The 19,738-nt window shown below is 48.2% G+C and carries 21 protein-coding genes; 16 read left to right on the top strand and 5 right to left on the bottom strand.

The features are described from left to right. The first annotated feature begins 6 nt into the window (after positions 1–6). Positions 7–1,635, top strand: a complete 1,629-nt coding sequence (locus A4V09_RS07980; RefSeq protein WP_065541882.1) for an amidohydrolase — start codon at positions 7–9, stop codon at positions 1,633–1,635. Here A4V09_RS07980 and A4V09_RS07975 read toward each other — a convergent pair. Next, a complete protein-coding gene (locus A4V09_RS07975; RefSeq protein ID WP_065541881.1) occupies positions 1,632–3,380 on the bottom strand; it encodes an Rqc2 family fibronectin-binding protein in 1,749 nt (582 codons plus the stop codon). The genes A4V09_RS07980 and A4V09_RS07975 overlap by 4 nt on opposite strands. A 271-nt stretch (positions 3,381–3,651) precedes the next feature. Here A4V09_RS07975 and A4V09_RS07970 point away from each other — a divergent pair, with 271 nt between their 5' ends. The 7 genes from A4V09_RS07970 (at position 3,652) to A4V09_RS07940 (ending at position 9,004) form a co-directional block, all read left to right on the top strand. Beyond that, complete coding sequence (locus A4V09_RS07970) at positions 3,652–4,530, top strand: YicC/YloC family endoribonuclease (RefSeq protein ID WP_065544692.1); 879 nt, start codon at positions 3,652–3,654, stop codon at positions 4,528–4,530. Between the two features lie 13 nt (positions 4,531–4,543). After that, complete coding sequence (locus tag A4V09_RS07965) at positions 4,544–4,816, top strand: DUF370 domain-containing protein (protein ID WP_065541880.1); 273 nt, start codon at positions 4,544–4,546, stop codon at positions 4,814–4,816. Next, positions 4,809–5,441: a guanylate kinase gene (gmk, locus tag A4V09_RS07960; protein WP_065541879.1), complete on the top strand. Its 633-nt coding sequence runs from the start codon at positions 4,809–4,811 to the stop codon at positions 5,439–5,441. Before A4V09_RS07965 ends, gmk begins: the two co-directional genes overlap by 8 nt. A 3-nt stretch (positions 5,442–5,444) precedes the next feature. Next, complete coding sequence (gene rpoZ, locus A4V09_RS07955; RefSeq protein WP_065541878.1) at positions 5,445–5,705, top strand: DNA-directed RNA polymerase subunit omega; 261 nt, start codon at positions 5,445–5,447, stop codon at positions 5,703–5,705. A gap of 106 nt (positions 5,706–5,811) precedes the next feature. Beyond that, a complete protein-coding gene (gene rimO / locus A4V09_RS07950; protein ID WP_065541877.1) occupies positions 5,812–7,152 on the top strand; it encodes a 30S ribosomal protein S12 methylthiotransferase RimO in 1,341 nt (446 codons plus the stop codon). Further along, complete coding sequence (gene pgsA / locus A4V09_RS07945; RefSeq protein WP_065541876.1) at positions 7,136–7,678, top strand: CDP-diacylglycerol--glycerol-3-phosphate 3-phosphatidyltransferase; 543 nt, start codon at positions 7,136–7,138, stop codon at positions 7,676–7,678. Before rimO ends, pgsA begins: the two co-directional genes overlap by 17 nt. A 45-nt stretch (positions 7,679–7,723) precedes the next feature. After that, positions 7,724–9,004, top strand: a complete 1,281-nt coding sequence (locus A4V09_RS07940) for a competence/damage-inducible protein A (RefSeq protein WP_065541875.1) — start codon at positions 7,724–7,726, stop codon at positions 9,002–9,004. Positions 9,005–9,130: 126 nt separating this feature from the next. Here A4V09_RS07940 and A4V09_RS25250 read toward each other — a convergent pair whose 3' ends face one another. After that, entirely contained in the window at positions 9,131–10,087 is a 957-nt protein-coding gene (locus A4V09_RS25250) for a hypothetical protein (protein WP_242964023.1), read from the bottom strand. 12 nt (positions 10,088–10,099) lie between these two features. Beyond that, on the bottom strand, positions 10,100–10,432 hold the full coding sequence (locus A4V09_RS07930) for a hypothetical protein (RefSeq protein ID WP_065541874.1): 333 nt from the start codon (positions 10,430–10,432) through the stop codon (positions 10,100–10,102). Positions 10,433–10,540: 108 nt separating this feature from the next. Here A4V09_RS07930 and A4V09_RS24280 point away from each other — a divergent pair, with 108 nt between their 5' ends. Beyond that, the gene (locus A4V09_RS24280; RefSeq protein WP_157123471.1) at positions 10,541–10,699 is read left to right on the top strand and encodes a hypothetical protein; all 159 of its coding nucleotides are present in this window, start codon (positions 10,541–10,543) and stop codon (positions 10,697–10,699) included. Positions 10,700–10,791: 92 nt separating this feature from the next. Here the strand turns inward: A4V09_RS24280 and A4V09_RS07925 are convergent, their stop codons facing one another. Beyond that, positions 10,792–11,046: a chorion class high-cysteine HCB protein 13 gene (locus tag A4V09_RS07925; RefSeq protein WP_084043477.1), complete on the bottom strand. Its 255-nt coding sequence runs from the start codon at positions 11,044–11,046 to the stop codon at positions 10,792–10,794. 81 nt (positions 11,047–11,127) lie between these two features. Further along, entirely contained in the window at positions 11,128–12,822 is a 1,695-nt protein-coding gene (locus A4V09_RS07920) for a S8 family peptidase (protein WP_065541872.1), read from the bottom strand. A gap of 115 nt (positions 12,823–12,937) precedes the next feature. Here A4V09_RS07920 and A4V09_RS07915 point away from each other — a divergent pair, with 115 nt between their 5' ends. The 7 genes from A4V09_RS07915 to A4V09_RS07885 all read left to right on the top strand — a co-directional run bounded on the left by A4V09_RS07915 (position 12,938) and on the right by A4V09_RS07885 (position 19,719). Further along, positions 12,938–13,780 (top strand): S8 family peptidase, encoded by an 843-nt coding sequence (locus A4V09_RS07915; RefSeq protein ID WP_065541871.1) that lies wholly within the window; start codon positions 12,938–12,940, stop codon positions 13,778–13,780. A gap of 126 nt (positions 13,781–13,906) precedes the next feature. Beyond that, entirely contained in the window at positions 13,907–15,295 is a 1,389-nt protein-coding gene (locus tag A4V09_RS07910) for a hydroxymethylglutaryl-CoA lyase-like TIM-barrel protein (RefSeq protein WP_065541870.1), read from the top strand. Between the two features lie 24 nt (positions 15,296–15,319). Continuing rightward, the gene (locus tag A4V09_RS07905) at positions 15,320–16,021 is read left to right on the top strand and encodes a GntR family transcriptional regulator (RefSeq protein WP_065541869.1); all 702 of its coding nucleotides are present in this window, start codon (positions 15,320–15,322) and stop codon (positions 16,019–16,021) included. Next, a complete protein-coding gene (locus A4V09_RS07900) occupies positions 16,003–17,214 on the top strand; it encodes an NADP-dependent isocitrate dehydrogenase (RefSeq protein ID WP_065541868.1) in 1,212 nt (403 codons plus the stop codon). The genes A4V09_RS07905 and A4V09_RS07900 overlap by 19 nt, the downstream gene beginning before the upstream one ends. Positions 17,215–17,378: 164 nt before the next feature. Then, positions 17,379–18,029 carry a TetR/AcrR family transcriptional regulator gene (locus tag A4V09_RS07895; protein ID WP_065541867.1) on the top strand — a complete coding sequence of 217 codons (651 nt, stop codon included), beginning with the start codon at positions 17,379–17,381 and terminating at the stop codon, positions 18,027–18,029. Beyond that, positions 18,026–18,925 carry an ABC transporter ATP-binding protein gene (locus A4V09_RS07890; RefSeq protein ID WP_065541866.1) on the top strand — a complete coding sequence of 300 codons (900 nt, stop codon included), beginning with the start codon at positions 18,026–18,028 and terminating at the stop codon, positions 18,923–18,925. The genes A4V09_RS07895 and A4V09_RS07890 overlap by 4 nt, the downstream gene beginning before the upstream one ends. After that, positions 18,922–19,719, top strand: coding sequence for an ABC transporter permease subunit (locus A4V09_RS07885; RefSeq protein WP_065541865.1), 798 nt, complete (start codon positions 18,922–18,924; stop codon positions 19,717–19,719). Before A4V09_RS07890 ends, A4V09_RS07885 begins: the two co-directional genes overlap by 4 nt. Positions 19,720–19,738: the final 19 nt, after the last annotated feature.

Here is a 19,738-nt window from a genome sequence, read left to right as displayed (position 1 = left end):
ATGAAAATGGGACAGAAACTATATGAGAATGGAACGATCCTGACTATGGAAAAGCAGATGTATGCGGAAGCGGTACTTGTCAGGGACAATAAAATAGCGGCGGTGGGAAAGAAAGAGGCTGTGGAGGCTTTTGCTTCCCCGGATGCAGAGAGGATAAACCTGGAAGGAAGGACCATGATGCCGGCCTTTTTGGATGCCCACAGCCATTTTATGGCCTGTGCCAACGGGGAACTGCAGATTTCACTGGATGGTGCGGGAAGTTTCAAGGAGATTGCGGAGCGCATAAAGAACTATATCAGCAGCAGGCACATAGAAAAAGGGACATGGCTGGTGGGAAAAGGATATGACCACAATTTTCTGGAGGAGAGATCCCATCCTGACAGGCGTCTTCTGGATGAGGCAGCACCCGACAATCCTCTGGTCATCCAGCACCAGTCCGGCCATATGGGGGTCTTTAGCACAGAGGCCCTCAGGCAGTTAGGCATTCCCATGGACGGGACCGGAGACCTTTTGGAAATACCGGGGGGAAAAATTGCAGTGCAGAGCCAAATCCCCACAGGGTACATGGAGGAGAATGCATTCCTTACCTTTCAGAAAAAAATCCCGCTTCCCTCACCCAAAGAATTTATGGAGGCTGTAAAAAAGGCGCAGGAAAGATATGCCTCCCACGGAATCACCTTGGTTCAGGAGGGCTTTATGGTGGAGGAGATGCTTCCTCTTTATCAGGGGATCATAAGTGCCGGGATTTTGAAGCTGGATATAGTGGGATATCTGGACATAAAAGGCACAGGAAAATTTCTGGATGCCATGAAACAACACAGAGAAGGATTTTTCCGCCACTTTAAGATCGGGGGATACAAAATCTTTCTGGACGGTTCTCCCCAGGGCAGGACAGCCTGGATGAGGACTCCTTATACACCGGGAGAGGAAGGCGCGGGATACCGGGGATATCCGGTACACACAGAGGAAGAGGTCCTCACTTTTGTGCGCCGGGCCATGGAAGAACACATGCAGCTACTGGCCCACTGCAATGGAGATGCGGCCTGCGAACAGTATATCCGGGCTTTTGAAAAGGCTGTTTCCATGGATAGCAGTGTACTTCCCGCTGATATCCGCCCGGTTATGATACATGCGCAGCTTCTTGGAATTGACCAGATACCAAGTGTAAAGGCCATGGGTATGATCCCCTCCTTCTTTGCCGCACATGTGTACCACTGGGGAGATATCCATACAGCCAATTTCGGCATGGAGCGCGCTTCCCATATAAGTCCGGCAGCTTCCGCCCAAAAAGAGGGCGTTGTCTACACCTTCCACCAGGATTCTCCGGTCATTGAACCGGATATGCTGGAAACCGTGTGGTGCGCTGTGAACCGCTGTACAAAGGACGGAAAAGTGCTTGGAAGTAAGGAGCGCATCTCTGTGGAGGAGGCGCTGAAGGCTGTCACCCTGCATACAGCATACCAGTATTTTGAGGAGCGGGAGAGAGGCAGCATTGCGCCGGGAAAGAGGGCTGATTTTGTGATCCTGTCAGAAAATCCCCTGGAGAAGGAAAAGATGCAGATAAGAGAGATCAGGGTCCTGTCCACCATAAAAGACGGGGAGGTCATTTACCGCAGGGACCCTGACTGCTTTTAGTCGTCTACCTGCGTGATCCCGGTGATATCGGGTTCAATGATCAGGGAATAATTGGTGTAATACACCACAAAGCCCGGTTTGGAGCCGTTTGGTTTTTTGACATGTTTTTTCTGGATATAGTCAATCTCTACCTTGGGCGCAGTGCGTCCGCCGGAGTAATACCCTGCCAGACGGCCCGCCTCCTCGAAGGTGCGGTCAGGCAGGTCTTCACTGCCTGATTTTACGATCACATGGGAACCGGCCATTTTTTTTGCATGGAACCACCAGTCATTGCCTGTGGCAGATTTGAAGGTCAGTTCCTCATTCTGGTAATTGTTTTTTCCCACAAACATGTGATAGCCGTCGCTGGAGATATAATGCAGGGGTTTTGATTTTGCCTGCATTTTCTTTTTGCCGCCGGTATAGTGTTTTTTAATATATCCGTATTCCGTCAGTTCATCTTTGATCTGAGACAGATCATTTTCCTGCTGGGCAATATCAAGGGCAGCCTGTATGGACTCCAGGTGGCGAATCTCACTTTCCGTATCTTCAAGCTGTTCTTTCAGGGCCTGAGCCGTGCGTTTCAGCTTGTTGTACCTGTCAAAGTATTTCTTTGCGTTCTCCTGGGGTGTCATGGTGGGGTCAAGGGGGATGGTGATCTCCTCATTGGTGTAATAGTTCAATGCTTTGAAGGATTTGCAGCCCTCCTCCAGGTTGTAGCCGTAAGTGTTGATCAGTTCCCCGTAGACTTTGTATTTATCCATTTTTTTGGTGTCCTGCATCTGCTTTGTCTGCAGGTCGAATTTTTTCCAGTTGCGGTCCAGGGCGGTCTGCACGATTTTGCGCAGGTCGGCTGATTTTTGGCGGATACGGGTGATGATATTTTTCTGGGCATAAAACTGCTCCAAAACCTGGGAGATGGAGTCATACGTCTTAACAGTATAATCTGTATACTGGGTCAGCGCGACAGCTCCGTATTCCACAGGCTCTCCGGATGGGCTATATACGATATTGGGTGTAAAATGCCCTTCCCGGACATCCTCCATAAAACGTGTGAATGACCGGAATACCTGTTCCTTTTCCTGTACCCCAAGCCCGTCTGCCGGGTCACTTCCGTGCACCAGCCCGCGGGCGCAGATCGCCTCCGCCGCCACAGGACTCAGTCCTGTGAGGGAGGTATAGAGGGCTTTTGTAAGATTGGACGGCTTCCGGTATACGGTCTGATAAAATTCTTCCTCTGTGACGGTAAGAGGGTTCTTCTTGTCCTGGGTCTGCACAATAAAATAATCCCTTCCCGGAAGGACTTCCCTGACAGAGCTTATATTCAGGGATACATGCTTGATGCTGTCCAGGATCATCCGCTCCTCATTGAGGAAAATGATATTGCTGTGCTTGCCCATGATCTCCACCACCAGGGTCTTAAAACACAGGTCTCCAAGTTCATTTAAATGTTCTATTTTTATTTCTATGACACGTTCCAGCCCGGGCTGTGTCACAGCCGTGATCTTGCCGCTTCCCACGTGCTTGCGCAGCAGCATACAGAAATTGGGGGCGGTGAGTGGGCTTACTTTATTTTTTTCCGTAAAATAGATCAGGGGCAGGGACGCGCTGGCTGATATGAGCAGCCTGTACTGGGTCCTGTTATTTTTAATAGTCAGGATAAGCTCATCCGCCTCAGGCTGGGCAATCTTGTTGATTTTACCCCCTACAATGGTGTCATTTAGTTCTTTTACTATATTTGCAATGGTAATACCGTCAAATGCCATATAAATTCTCCTTCCGATTCCACTATCACGATTATATACGAAATGGAAACACAAAGCAAATAAAAAAAAGATTTGACTGGCAATTGTGATTGCTTTATAATAACCATGTATGTTTATGTTACGATTCGCGATGCACACAGAATGCAATAAATTGCATTCCGGCGCTGACTGACTCGGGATCTTGCTTTGCAAGATACCCCGCGGAACTGTCACTGTGAATAGTAACAGGTATATGCCATGTGCAAATAATAACAGCAGAAAAGAGAAAGACATGATAAAGAGCATGACAGGCTTTGGAAGAGCCGAGGTGATTGACGCAGAAAAAAAAGTTACGGTTGAAATGAAATCCGTAAATCACCGTTATCTGGATATCAATATGCGCATGCCCAAAAAGCTGAGTAGTTTTGAGGCTTCCATACGTGCCGTATTGAAAGAATATCTCCAGCGCGGCAAGGTAGACCTCTTCATCACCTATGAGGACTACACCCAGTCCCGTGTTTCCGTAAAGTACAACAGGGAGATCGCAGGACAATATTTAGAATACTTACAACAGATGAGTGAAGAATTTCATCTGGAAAATGACATAAGAGCGTCCAGGCTTCTTAGCTGCCCGGAGGTGTTCACCATGGAAGAGCAGACAGTGGATGAAAAAGAACTGTGGAGTTCCCTGGAGGAAGTGTTAAGGGAAGCTGCCCGGCAGTTTGTGGATACCAGGGTCAAAGAGGGCGGACATTTAAAGAGCGATATTCTCGAGAAGCTTGACGGCATGTACAGCAAAGTAGAGCAGGTGGAGGCACGTTCCCCTGAGATCCTGCGGGAGTACAGGGAAAAGCTGGAGACAAAAGTGGGAGAGCTTCTGCAGGATACCCAGATAGAGGAGAGCCGCATTGCGGCGGAAGTGATCCTTTTCGCGGATAAGATCTGCACGGATGAGGAGACGGTGCGCTTAAAGAGCCATATTTCCCATATGAAGGATGTACTGGAAACCCAGGACGGCATCGGCAGAAAGCTTGACTTCCTTGCCCAGGAGATGAACCGGGAGGCCAACACCATTTTGTCGAAAGCCAATGATCTGGAAACCTCTAATCTTGCCATTGACTTGAAGACAGAGATAGAGAAAATCCGGGAACAGATTCAGAACATTGAATAAAGGCAGGAAAACTATGTCCAAATTGATCAATATCGGTTTTGGTAATGTGGTGAACACAGATAAAGTGGTGGCAGTTGTTAGCCCGGATGCGGCGCCCATTAAGCGGATGGTGCAGTCAGCAAAGGAATCCGGCAGATCCATAGATGCCACACAGGGCCGCAAGACAAAAGCAGTGATCATCACCAACAGTGATATGCTGATCCTATCGGCACTGCAGCCGGAGACCATTGCAAAACGTTTTGGTACGTTTTATGAGAATGATACAAAAGGGGAACAGGATGGATAACAGAGGAATCTTAACCGTGGTATCCGGTTTTTCCGGTGCGGGAAAAGGGACGCTCATGAAGCGTCTGCTGGAGAAATATAACAATTATTCCCTTTCTGTTTCCGCGACCACCAGGGCACCGCGGGACGGCGAGGAGCATGGAAGGGAATACTTTTTTCACACAAAAGAGGAGTTCGAGGAGCTGATCTCCCAGGATGCACTGATTGAATATGCCCGGTATGTGGAAAACTATTACGGTACACCAAAGGCATATGTGGAAAAGCAGCTGGAAGCAGGCAGGGATGTGATCCTGGAAATTGAGATCCAGGGCGCACTGAAGGTAAAAGAAAAAATGCCGGATACCCTGCTGATGTTTGTCACGCCCCCCACGGCCCAGGAGCTGAAACGCCGCCTGACATACAGGGGAACAGAGACTCCGGAAGTGATAGAATCCAGGCTTCGCAGAGCATCTGAGGAAGCAAAGGGAATGCCGTGTTATGATTATGTGCTCATCAATGATGATCTGGAAGAATGCGTTGACAGGCTGCACGGTATTATTCAAAGCCAGCACAACACTGTGAAAAACAGTGGACCTTTTATAGAAAAAATAACTAGTGAAGTAGCAGTATTTGCGAAAGGAGAATGAGATATGATACATCCGTCTTACACAGAATTAATGGACGCAATCAACGAGGAGGGCAATATTGAGGACGAACCTTTAGTGACCAGCCGTTACTCTGTCGTACTGGCTACCAGCAAGAGGGCCAGACAGCTGATCGCGGGCCGCGAGGCTATGGTACACTCTTCAGGTAAGAAGCCTCTTTCCACAGCCGTGGAAGAGATCTATCAGGGCAAGGTGAGGATCATGCCCGAAGAACCTGAGGAAGAAGAAGGGACCGAAGAAAACTAAGATATGATAAAAAGTACGCTTGGCGGACTTTTTATTGTTATGAAGGATACGGGGACTGCCGCCAGATGCGGGCAGTCCTTTCTACCATTACTGACAAGGAGTATGCATGAGGAAAGTTTTATTTATATCTCTTGGATGTGACAAAAACCTGGCGGATTCTGAGGAAATGCTGGGTATGCTCGTGGCGCATGGCTATACCATCGTAAATGATGAGACAGAGGCTGATGTGGCCGTTGTCAACACCTGCGCCTTCATCCATGATGCCAAAGAGGAGAGCATTTCCAACATTCTGGAAATGGCAAAGTATAAGGAGACAGGTACACTGAAAGTTCTGCTGGTGACAGGCTGTCTGGCGCAGCGGTACAAGGAGGAGATCATAGGGGAGATTCCAGAGGTGGACGCTGTTCTGGGGACCACAAGCTTTGATGGTATCATCGAAGCGCTGGATAAGGCCTTTGAGGGGGAAAAATATCTGGAATTCAAGGATACCTCCTATCTGCCGGAGGTGGAGACAAAGAGAATGATCACCACAGGAGGATACTATGAATATCTGAAGATCGCAGAGGGATGTGACAAGCACTGTACCTACTGCATTATCCCGAAGCTCAGGGGCAGATACCGCAGTGTACCCATGGAAAAACTTATAAAACAGGCCCGATACCTGGCAGAGCAGGGCGTGAAGGAACTGGTCATAGTGGCCCAGGAGACAACCATATACGGCTGTGACCTGTACGGGGAGAAATCACTGCACAAGCTTTTAAAAGAGCTGTGCCGCATTCCGGGTATTGCCTGGATCCGGGTTCTCTACTGTTATCCGGAAGAGATTTATCCTGACCTGATCCGGGTGATGAAGGAGGAGCCGAAGATCTGCCATTATCTGGATCTGCCCATTCAGCACTGTAATGACAGGATCTTAAAGCGCATGGGAAGGCGTACCACCAGGCAGGAGCTTGTGGATATGGTCACGGTTCTGAGAAAAGAGATTCCCGATATTGTACTGCGCACAACACTGATCACAGGATTTCCGGGTGAGACACAGGAGGAACACGAGGAGCTGATGGACTTTATTGATGAGATGGAGTTTGACAGGCTGGGCGTCTTTACCTATTCCCCGGAGGAGGATACCCCTGCGGCTGGTATGTCCGATCAGATCGACGAGGAAGTGAAAAAGGAACGCCAGGCAGAGCTTATGGAGCTTCAGCAGGAGATTTCCCTGGACAAAGGCCAAGATAAGATCCATTCGGAAGTCCAGGTCATGATCGAAGGCAGGGTGGCAGAGGAAAATGCTTATGTGGGACGCACGTACGGTGACGCACCGGGTGTGGACGGATATATTTTCATCAACACGGATACCGAGCTTATCTCAGGTGACTTGTGCACGGTGCATATAACCGGTGCTCTGGAATATGATTTGATAGGAGAGTTAAAAGATGAATACACCGAATAAACTGACCATCGCAAGAGTTGTTATGATTCCGTTCTTTGTGGCTTTTTTAATGTATGATATTGCAGGGGATGCCGGGAAATGGATCGCTCTGGCTATCTTTATCATTGCCAGCCTCACGGATACCCTGGACGGATATCTGGCAAGAAGAGATAATCTGGTGACAAACTTCGGCAAGTTTATGGACCCGCTGGCAGACAAGCTTTTGGTCTGCTCCGCTCTGATCTGCTTTACCGGCCTGGGTGAACTGCCGGCCTGGATCACCATCGTTATTATAGCCCGTGAGTTTATCATCAGCGGTTTCCGACTTGTGGCCGCGGACAACGGCATAGTGATCGCTGCCAGCTACTGGGGCAAATTCAAAACCGTATCACAGATGATCATGATCATCCTTATGATCATGGATATAAGGAATCAGGCATTCCAGATCCTGATCCAGATTTTTGTGGTAATCGCAGTTGCGCTCACCCTGATTTCTCTTGTGGATTATATTTTGAAGAATAAAAGTGTTTTAAGCATGCAGGACTAAAGGAAGAGAAACTTCGGCTATGCTGCCTGGGAAGGAGAGAGACTTATGACAGCGGAATTAATATGTGTGGGAACAGAATTGCTGCTGGGCAATATCGTGAATACGAATGGGGCCTACCTGGCAAAAAAATGTGCCGCCCTTGGGCTTTCTATGTATCATCAGAGTATTGTGGGTGACAATGACAAACGCCTGGAGGAGACGATCCAGACGGCGGTAAAGCGTTCGGATGTGGTGATCCTCTGCGGCGGCCTCGGGCCAACCAAAGATGACTTGACAAAAGAGGTGGCTGCAAAGGTTATGGGGAAAAAGCTGGCAGAGGATAAACACTCCAGAGAGCGCATTCAGGCCTATATGGAAAACTATGTGAGAAGCCATCCGGGCACCAAGATCACAGAAAACAACTGGAAGCAGGCACTTCTCCCGGAGGGGGCCATTGCAGTGGACAATGAAAACGGAACTGCACCGGGGATCATCATGGAGGAAAACAAAACCATTCTGATCCTGCTTCCCGGCCCGCCAAACGAACTGATCCCCATGTTTGAGGATAAGATCTATCCTTATCTCAGGAAAAAGCAGCCGGAGGTGATCGCTTCCGAGATGGTCAAGGTCTGCGGTATTGGTGAGAGCCAGGTGGAGACAGATATTGCGGATCTGATCGAGAAGCAGTCTAACCCGACGATAGCCACATACGCCAAGACCGGGGAGGTACACCTGCGTGTGACAGCCAAGGCGGAAAATGATAAAGCGGCAAGAAAGCTGATCAAGCCGGTGGTGCGTGAACTGAAGGTGCGCTTTGGCGCCAATATCTACACCACCGACGAGGACAAATCCCTGGAGTGTGCGGTGGTGGACCTGCTCCGAAACCAGGATATTTCCCTGACCACAGTAGAATCCTGCACAGGCGGTGCCCTGTCAGCCAGGATCGTGGATGTACCGGGTGCTTCTGATGTACTGAAACAAGGATTCGTCACATACACCAACCGGGCTAAGAGAAAATACGTCATGGTAAAGAAAAGTACCCTGAAGGAATATGGGGCAGTCAGTGAAAAATGTGCAAAGGAAATGGCAAAAGGCGGATGCTTCGTCACAGGCTCTGATGCCGCAGTCTCCATTACCGGATTTGCCGGGCCGGACGGCGGTACAGAGCAGGCTCCTGTGGGTACGGTATTTATCGGATGCTGTTTAAAAGGAAAGACCGTGGTGCGGGAATTCCACTTTGGCGGAGACCGCAGCAAGATCAGGGAGCAGGCAGCAACGTATGCGCTGATCCTTTTAAGAGAGTGCATATTGGAAAACTTTGAGCGCCGCAATGAAGAGAAAGCGTAACGGTTCAGCAGGTCCGTGTTGTTAAGACGCTGACCGTAAGAGAATAGCTGCTGTACAGACAGCCGTCCGGTATTGTATGCCGGACGGCTGTTTTTAACGAATGCGCAGACCTGCTGCCTGGTTATATCAATGCATCATTTTAACAATCTGCATCATACGGTTGATGCGGGATACCTCTTCCGGTGATTTTCCCATTTTTAATACCTCTATTATGGTGTCCATCTCCTGACGCGAAAAATCAAGTCCCCCGGGTTGACTTTTGTTCTGTGAAACTGCTGACATGAGAAAGGGCATCAATTCATTCATTCCCTTCTGACTGCCCTGATTTGCTATATTGTTGAGCATTTTCAGTTTTTCGGGGTCCATGCCTTTCAGATTAGGATTGTTCATCCAGTTATCCTGTGAATTGCTCTGCTGCTGCGTATTTCCCTGCTGCTGTGCATTCTGCTGGTACTGCCCGTATGCCTGCGGCCCGGATTGGTATGGGGGAATTCCCTGCTGCGGGCCGTTTTGGTAAGGCGGGGTTCCCTGCTGCGGGCCGTTTTGGTAAGGCGGGGTTCCCTGCTGCGGGCCGTTTTGGTAAGGCGGGGTTCCCTGCTGTGAGCCGTTTTGGTGAGGCGGGGTTCCCTGCTGTGAGCCGTTTGGATAAGGCGGAGTTCCCTGCTGCGGGCCGTTTGGATAAGGCGGGATTCCTTGCTGCGTCCCATTGGGGTTAGCATAGGAGGCATTTCCCTGCTGCGGACTATTTTGATTAGATGTATTTCCCTGTTGCGGACTATTTTGACTAGATGTATTGCCCTGCTGGGAACTATTTGGGCGGGACGTACTGCCCTGCTGAGGCCGGTTCTGAAATGGCGGGGAGCCAGACGGGGAGTTGTTCGGATAAGCCGTGGATTCTGTCTGGGAACCGGGCTGCGGGCCGGCGTGGTAGGGCTGCTGGTTTCCCTGGGGATAACCGGGACCATTTTGCCGGAAGCTGGTCTTGTTTAAACCGCCCTGGCGGTGATTGGGCTGCTGTGTTTCGTCTGCCCCGGGCTTTCCGGCAGGATTCTTGAAATTCTGCCTGTAATTCTGATTATTCATATTTACCTCCGTTTACTGTTTCGGCATATCCTGTGCCAGCTCGAAGAGCTGCAGCATAGCCATGGTATTGATGAGATTCTCTATTCTTTCTTTTGCCGGCCCGCTGCATACTTTACTGCAGGCTGAAAGCATTTCCAGTGGGTCTGCATTGACCTGTTCCTGGGCATGCATCTGCATATCTGCCTGCGGCCGTGAGAAAAGACGTATGGTATTGGATAACTCCAGAAATTTAGCATAGACGGATATAAGCCTCTGGCCCTGCGCCGGAAGATAAGGCATGGCCGCTTTTAGAATTTCTACCTGATCCTCCGATATCATTTCGTCCAGAATATTATGTTCTTCCATTCTCGCTCCTTCCAAAACTTCCGCTTTTTAAACCTTATGTTTCCACTATACAGGATATGACGAAAAACCAGTTCTGCCATAGTATAATAGGGAAAGGAGTGTTTAAACATGGAACAGCATGAAATCAGACTGGTGGAGGAAGACAACACCATTTATGAAATAGATATGGACTGTGTAAAAAGAAAGCAACTGGCAGCCAAAAGAGCCATGGAGGCGGAAGAAAAAAGAAAATTGAATTGGGAAAACAGGAAAGCAAAAGAAATGTAAGCAAATTAAAAGCCGGGGCTCATCACCCCGGCTTTTCTAAGATGAGGCTGCTTTACAGCAGCCCCACACTGGTATTTTATGCTCTATTCAGATTAGCAGAATCCATTTCCGCCGCATCCGCACAGAAGCAGCAGGATGATGATGATACAACTGCAGTCGCCGCCGAAGCCGCCGCCACAGCCACAATCATTTCCACAGCCGCTGTTTCCATTTCCACAGCAGCAAAGCAGAAGAAGAATCCAGATAATACAGCTGCAATCGCCGCCGAATCCACGGGAAACTCCACATCCTCCTCCACAGTTATCGTCGCATCCGCAACCACAGTTTGTAGCAGCTAAATCACTCATTTTGTATCCTCCAAAGAATTTTGATTACACTTACATGATATGTGCCGGGGAGGAATTGGTGCATCTTTGTGTGAAAAAAGTTTAAATATTTGTGAAGACCGAAAAGATCCGGTACACATCCAGAGCGCCATATCCCCATTCCCGGTTGGGATAAAGCTGCACCTGGCTTCTCCTGGCTCCCCGGATGAAAAGGGCTTTAAGTTCTGCGTTATTAAAAATTTTGGGCGGATTTCTTTTAGCGCCCCATTCGATCACCAGGGCACAGGCGCCGGCAGTGATCGCCGCCGCCACGGAGGAGCCTGTCATGGTGGTAAAACGGCCGCCCGGAGCCGGACCGGGGACATTTACACCGGGAGCCGCTATATCGGGTTTGATGATGCCTGTGCGGGTGAATCCCCTGCTGGAATTGACGAACAGGCTGTTAGTGTATCCATTATAAGTAGATGTAGTGAGGGCAACCTGTGCGGCGGAGGGGGCTGTAATGGTGGTGTTGGGATCAGGTCTTAAAAATGTGACGTCCGGCTGCATAAAACCAGAGACCGGAAGCCAGATATGGAAGTTCCCCGCATTGTTGCTGCTGGAATAAACCTTGATCTTCCAGGCGCCGGGCGTTGGATTTGAGAACCGGAAAAATATCAGCTGATCCCCGGATACAGTCTGGATCAGTTCTGAGGCAATAAAAATCTCTGTATCTTCCAATACAAACTGTATGGTATCTGTGTAATTGATCCTGGTAGGCAGCCTTTGGATGACTTCTCCCAGGGGAGATTCAAACCCCACGGAATAGATTTCTGGAGGAGCACCCCATAACTCTGCGGTGAATCCCCTGGTATTTTCTGGAACCAGTATCTCCACTGTCACGCTGGTATCGGGTGCAGGTGCGTCCGAGAAGAAATGATGTGCCTTCCCCGCTTCATTCCCTGCGGCTGCAACAGAGTAGACCCCCCAGTAATTGGCGGATAAGGTCAGGGATATTGCCAGGGCAGATTGTCCTGAATGAGCTCCCTGGTTTGAACCCAGGCCAATGCAGATGACCAGCGGTGCCTGCAGTTCATTGGAGAGAAACAGAAGATAACGGATTCCCATCATAATGTCTGATTCCTGGTAAACAGGGTTGTCGCTTGTGTGGTAGAAGAGTTCTTTCAGATACTTTTTCGATTCTTTTAGCTTTACCACTGCCAGCATACTGGACGGGGCCGCTCCGATAAAATCATTTTCGGGTATGCTGCTTCCGGCGGCAGTGCCGGCCAGAAATGTTCCGTGTCCAATGGTATCCTGGGAGGGGACAAGTTCCAGCGGATTTTCCGAAGCCAGCGCGTTATTCAGATCTTCATTTGTATACCCGCTTCCATACAGCATTTCATATGGCGGCGTACCACTCTGGATGGTCTGGTCCCACAGTCCGTATATACGGCTGCTTCCGTCTGAACGCCGGAATGCCGGATGGGTGTAATCAATTCCCGTGTCAATGAAGCCGATGAGAATTCCCCGTCCTTTCAGATTGAGGGCAGGCTGGTTCTGAACCGTGGTGATCCCTGAGACCTCCAGATTGACGGTATCCAAAAGTGAATAGAGATTCGGGACTGTATTGTAAAAAAGCCCGTTTGAATAGTAGTCTCTGATATCTGAGGAGGGAAGAAGCCTATGGATCATCCCATAATAGTTATTGAAAAGCTGGGCACCGTACTGCCGGTAATCATCCAGAAACTGCGGATATATGGGGAGGATATAATCTGCATAGTCCTCAGATAAAATCATTTCCTTTATTGTGGCCATAAAATTTCCATACTGTCTGTTTTTAATAAGTCTATGAGGAAAGCCGGGAAAATATTGGCAGTAAAGCTGTTTTCTGAATACCATAAAGAAGAACTAATATACGGAGCTTTGAGAAATGATGCAGAAATGGCTTACTGGAAAAAATATAGGTGTCGCCATCCTGGACACCGGGATTTATCCTCATATAGATTTCGACTGCCGGATCCGTGCTTTTCTGGATATGGTACACGGGAGAACCTTCCCTTATGATGACAATGGGCATGGCACACACGTGGCCGGTATTCTGGCCGGAAACGGGGCTGCGCTGAACGGAAAATACAAAGGCGTGGCTCCTGGCTGCGATATCATTGCAGTGAAGGTGCTGGATGAGAGCGGCAATGGCAATAAAGAGCAGGTCATCGAAGCACTGCACTGGATCAAGGAAAACAGGATAAAGTACAATATCCGGATCATCAATATTTCCGTGGGCACCACACAAAAAGAATCTCACCAGGATTTGATCCATGCAGTGGAATCCGCCTGGGACGATGGTTTTATTGTTGTGGCAGCAGCAGGCAATATGGGTCCGGGGCAGGGGAGCATCACAGCTCCCGGAAGCAGCCGGAAGGTCATAACCGTAGGTTCTGCGGATATGCTGGTGCGCCATCAGGGCATATCCGGGAGAGGGCCTACCTGTGACTGTATTATCAAGCCGGATATTGTGGCACCGGGCAATGCCATTGTTTCCTGCGCCAACAGAAGCGGCAGTATGCCCTATGCAGTGAAAAGCGGTACCTCCATGTCCACGCCCATGGTGTCAGGAGGGATTGCCCTGCTTCTTGAAAAAGATCCCGCCCTGACAAATCTGCAAGTCAAAAAAAGACTCATGCAGACAGCAAAGGATTTAGGTTATCCCCACAACCTGCAGGGTTGGGGGCTTTTTCAGTTAGAGCATTTTTTATATGACGAAAAGAGTTGAAAATTTATATTGACAAATAATGTATCATTGTATACAATGATACAAGAAATTCATTAGGATAAAGTGATAGCATATTGAAAATGTGATGCCGGGATATCCCGGAAGTTAGGATGAGGAGTGACGAAAATGATAAACAGAGCTGTCAGAATGAATTACCATACAAATTTACTGGAACTGGAAGAGCATATGTATCCCCTGGTGGATGTACAGACGCCGAATGTATTTCACAATCTGTTTCCCTACACAGAGGTACCAAAGATTGCGTTTAACGACAGGATCGTGCCCCACCATATGCCGGATGACATTTGGATCACTGACACCACGTTCCGCGACGGGCAGCAGTCAAGAGCTCCTTACAGCACTGAGCAGATTGTGACCATCTTTGATTACCTGCACAAACTGGGAGGTCCAAACGGAAGGATCCGTCAGAGCGAGTTTTTCCTCTACAGCAAAAAGGACAGAGACGCCGTATATAAATGCCTGGAGCGGGGGTATAAATTCCCCGAAGTCACAAGCTGGATACGCGCCAGCAAAAAAGATTTTGAACTGGTAAAGGACATCGGACTTAAGGAGACAGGTATCCTGGTAAGCTGTTCGGATTACCATATTTTCTATAAAATGAAAATGACCAGAAGAGAGGCCATGGAGCACTATTTGAGTGTGATCCGTGAATGCCTGGAGACAGGGATCAGCCCCAGATGCCATCTGGAGGATATTACAAGAGCCGATATCTACGGCTATGTGATCCCCTTCTGTTTGGAGCTGAACAAACTGATGGAGGAGTATTCCATACCGATCAAAGTGCGGTGCTGCGACACTATGGGTTATGGCGTCAACTATCCCGGTGCTGTGATCCCCCGCTCCATACCGGGTATTATCTACGGTATTTTGACACATGCCGGAATCCCCTCTGAGCTGATAGAGTTCCACGGCCATAATGATTTTTACAAAGCTGTGAGCAACTCCACAACCGCATGGCTCTACGGCGCAAGCGGTGTGAACTGTTCCCTGTTCGGTATTGGTGAGAGAACCGGCAATACCCCCCTGGAAGCCATGGTATTTGAGTATGCCCAGATCAAAGGCTCCCTGGATGGCATGGATACAAGGGTCATCACAGAGCTTGCAGAATATTATGAAAAAGAGATTGGATACAAGGTTCCCTCCACTACACCGTTTGTGGGAAGCGCATTCAATGTGACAAGGGCCGGTATCCACGCAGATGGTCTGCTGAAAAACGAGGAAATCTACAATATCTTTGATACGGATAAATTCCTGGGCCGTCCGCCTCAGGTGGCTGTTTCCAACACTTCAGGCCTGGCAGGTATTGCCCACTGGATCAACAACCACTACCGCCTTTCGGGTGAGAGCCAGGTACGGAAGAACAGTGAACTGGTGCAGATGATAAAAGTCTGGGTGGATGCCCAGTATGAGGAGGGACGTGTCACAGTCCTGACAGACGAGGAGCTAATATCCGTCATTGAGGAGAGCTGCAGGAGATTGCATATAACCTTATAAGGCATAAGCGAGGAAGGAAGTAAAATGGCAGTTAGAGAGAAGTCCCTGCGGGGCCAGGTATTTGACAAGATTCGTTCTGATATTCTGAAAGGCCATTACCAGCAGGGAGATGAACTGGTGGAATGCACCATTGGAAAAGAACTGGGAGTCAGCAGAACTCCGGTGCGGGAAGCCATTAGACAGCTTGAACTGGAGGGGCTGGTGCGCCTGGTGCCAAACAAAGGAGCCTTTGTCAACGGAATATCCGCAAGGGATGTAACGGATATTTATTTGATCCGTTCCCGGCTGGAAGGGCTCTGTGCCCGGATGGCCGTGGAAAATATAACACCGGAACAGTTAGAAGCCATGGAGGAAGCCATCGTATTGTCAGACTACCACGCGAAAAAAGAACATTATGAGCAAGTCTGTGAGATGGACGGCAAATTCCACAAGCTTCTCTATGAAGCCTCCGGCAGCCGGATGCTTTCCCACACACTGTCTGATTTCCATCAGTATGTACAGCGTGTGCGGCAGGTATCCATCATGAACCGTATGCGCCTGAATAAATCAGGCAACGAGCACACAGAAATATTGGAAGCCATAAAAAATAAGGATGCAGATTTAGCGGAACAGGTGGCGGCGAGGCATATTTTTAATACGGTTGAGAATCTGAAGCATTATAATCTGGAAGAAATTCTGCAGGAAGAACGGAAAGGAGAAGGACAACAATGGAAAGAATTAAAATGACAACACCTTTAGTGGAGATGGATGGAGACGAGATGACACGAATCCTCTGGAAAATGATCAAAGAGGATTTGCTGGAGCCATATGTGGAACTCAATACAGAATATTATGACTTGGGACTGGAATACAGAAATGAGACAAATGACCAGGTTACAGTGGATGCGGCCAATGCCACAAAGAAGTACAAAGTAGCAGTTAAATGCGCAACCATCACACCCAATGCGGCGCGTATGGATGAGTACCACTTAAAAGAAATGTATAAAAGCCCCAATGGTACCATCCGTTCCATGCTGGACGGTACCGTCTTCCGTGCTCCTATTGTAGTAAAGGGGATTGAACCCTGCGTAAAAAACTGGAAGAAACCCATCACCCTGGCAAGACATGCCTATGGAGATGTCTATAAAAATACGGAGATGGTCGTTCCGGGACCGGGAAAAGTGGAGCTGGTTTATACCTCTGCTGACGGCACAGAGAAAAGAGAACTGGTGCACAATTTCACAGGTGCCGGTGTGGCACAGGGGATGCACAACTTAAAAGACTCGATTGAGAGCTTTGCGAGAAGCTGTTTTGAGTATGCGCTCTCCACAAAACAGGATGTATGGTTTTCCACCAAGGATACCATCTCCAAAAAGTATGACCATACCTTTAAGGATATTTTCCAGGATATTTACGATAAAGAATACAAAGAAGCTTTTGAGAAGACCGGTATTACATATTTCTATACGCTGATCGACGATGCAGTGGCACGTGTCATGAAAGCAGAGGGGGGCTTTATCTGGGCCTGCAAGAACTATGACGGGGATGTTATGAGTGATATGGTATCCTCTGCCTTCGGTTCTCTGGCTATGATGACTTCTGTTCTGGTATCCCCTCACGGATATTTTGAATATGAAGCAGCACACGGAACCGTGCAGCGCCACTATTACAAACATCTGAAAGGTGAGGAAACTTCCACCAACTCCGTGGCAACTATTTTTGCCTGGACAGGCGCACTTAGAAAACGGGGAGAATTAGACGCAAGCAGCAGCCTCTGCCAATTTGCTGACCGTCTGGAAAAGGCCACGCTTGCTACGATCGAAAAAGGCGAGATGACAAAAGACCTTGCGCTGATCACATCACTGGAGAATCCGACTGTGCTGAACAGCCGTGAATTTATCCTGGCTGTCAGAAAAAATCTGGATGCTTTATACGCATAAAAATAAGCTTAATTCATTTCACAAGTCCATGTAAGAGAGTATAAGTCCCTGCTTACATGGACTTGTTCTTTTATAAAAAGTTTTCAGACAGGGGTTGAAAATCTGAGTCAATTTCTTATAATGGGTATTAACCGAATCGGTAAAGTACATAAAGGGGGCTCAATATGGAGGACAAACTTAGCAGTCTTTCAGAGGAAAAAAAGAATGCGATCGTCAATGCGGCACTGGAGGTTTTCGGCACCTGTGAATATAAACGTGCATCTACAGATCTGATCGCCGCCAAAGCCGGGATCTCAAAGGGACTGCTGTTTTATTATTTTAAGAACAAAAAAGAGCTGTATATGTATCTGTTTGAGTATGTCTTTGAAAAGGTGGGTTCACGTCTTTTGGATCTGCGTTTTTTTGAAATTACGGATTTCTTCGAGTTATTGGCTTACACAACCGAAAAGAAAGCCCGCATTCTCTCTGATTTCCCCTATCTTATGGAATTCAGCGTCCGGGCATTTTTTACATCCAGGGAGGATGTATCGGAGGCAATGAATTCCTTTATGAAAAACCAGATTGCAAATATGTTTGAGGACTATTGCAAAAATGTAGATATGACAAAGTTCAGGGAGGATGCAGAACCCAGAGAGATACTGCATATGCTTCTCTGGCTTACTGACGGATATATGCATCATAGAATGTTCTATACCGATACGGTAGATGCGGATTTATTGATGCAGCAATTCAGAAAGTGGTCGGAAATGCTGAAGCGGATCGCATACAAAGAGGAGTATCTGACAGAAATGGTTGGAAGGAGGCAAGAAATATGAACGTAATAGAAATCAGCCATATTACAAAAGACTATGGACAGAACCGCGGTGTTTTTGACGTGAGTTTTTCGGTGAAACAAGGAGAGGTACTTGGATTTTTAGGCCCAAACGGAGCCGGGAAGACCACAACGATCCGTCAGATCATGGGCTTTATCAAGCCTGACAGCGGCAGCCTGTCTATCCTGGATATGGATTGTTTTAAGGAGGCGGATAAAATCCAGACATCCCTTGGATATCTTCCCGGGGAAATTGCTTTTATTGACTCTATGACAGGAATGGAATTTATCCGTTTTGTGGCAAAGATGAAGAAAATGAGAGATTTGGGCCGGGCTCAGGAATTAATGAAAATGTTTGAACTGAATCCCTCCGGCAAGTTGAAGAAAATGTCAAAAGGCATGAAGCAGAAGATTGGAATCGTCTGTGCATTCATGAATCCGCTGGCAAGCATCCTGATCCTGGATGAACCGACCAGTGGTCTGGACCCTTTGATGCAGAACCGGTTTGTAGAGTTGATCCTTTCAGAGAAGAAAAAAGGAAAAACCATACTTATGTCTTCCCATATGTTTGAGGAGATTGAACGAACCTGTGACCGTGCCGCGATCATCCGTGACGGGCGCCTGGTTGCGGTGGAGGAAATTGAAAAATTAAAAGAGGGAAGACAGAAAGTGATAGAGATCACTTTCCGGGAGCCAGCTATGGCGGAAGCGTTCGCTGCTGCATTTCCTGAGGTCTCTTATCAGGCCGGGGGAAAAGCAGTGACTGCCAAAGTGGGAAAAAATATTGATCCTTTCCTGAAAAAGGCCAGTGCGTATACGATAACAGATTTAGATGTGCGCACACAGAGTCTGGAAGAGTTTTTCATGCATTTTTACGGAGAGGAGGCAGCACGACCATGAATGCTACGTTATTTAAAAAAGAGATCAAATCAAACTGGCTGCTGCTCGTCATCTTTCTTGCGGTTCTCAGTGTCTATGGCAGTATGATCACTATGATGTTCAATCCTGAAATGGGAGACAGCCTGAAAATGATGGCTGACAGCATGCCGGATTTGTTCGCGGCATTTGGCATGGCTGATGTGGGCCAGACATTGCTGGAATTTGTATCAGGATACTTATACGGAATGCTGTATGTGGCTTTCCCGGCGGTATTCATCATAATTCTCTCAAACAGACTGGCAGCCAAATACGTGGACAACGGCTCCATGGCTTACCTTTTGGCGGTACCTGCCAAACGCTGGAAAATCATGATGACACAGTGTGTTTTCATGCTGGTGTCCCTGCTTGTCATTGTCATTTATGTGACTTGCCTGATACTTGTTGTCAGTGAGGTGCTTTTCCCCGGGGAAATGGAAACAGCAGCGTTTATCCGGATCAATGTGGGTCTGCTGGGAATGCTTGTATTCTTTGGCGGTGCATGTTTCTGTGCTTCCTGTTTCAGCAATGAGTCAAAAACTTCCTCTGCAGTCAGCACAGCCATAGTAGTATATTCGGTCCTTGTGCAGATGATATCGCAGGTTGGAGACAGATTTGAGAAAGTAAAATATGCCACACCTGTGACTTTGTTTGACATAGACGGTCTGAGCGCAGGTGACGGAAAAGCATGGATGATGTGCGGTATTTTGTATCTGGCGGGGATTTTACTTATGGGAATCGGAATTATACGGTTCAGCAAGCGGGACCTGCCCTTATAACAGGAAAAACGGGAAGAAC

Source organism: Blautia pseudococcoides (assembly GCF_001689125.2).
GTDB classification, from domain to species: Bacteria; Bacillota; Clostridia; order Lachnospirales; family Lachnospiraceae; genus Blautia; species Blautia pseudococcoides.
The sequence above is the reverse complement of the archived record's forward strand: the minus strand, read 5'-3'. Positions and strand labels throughout refer to the sequence as shown.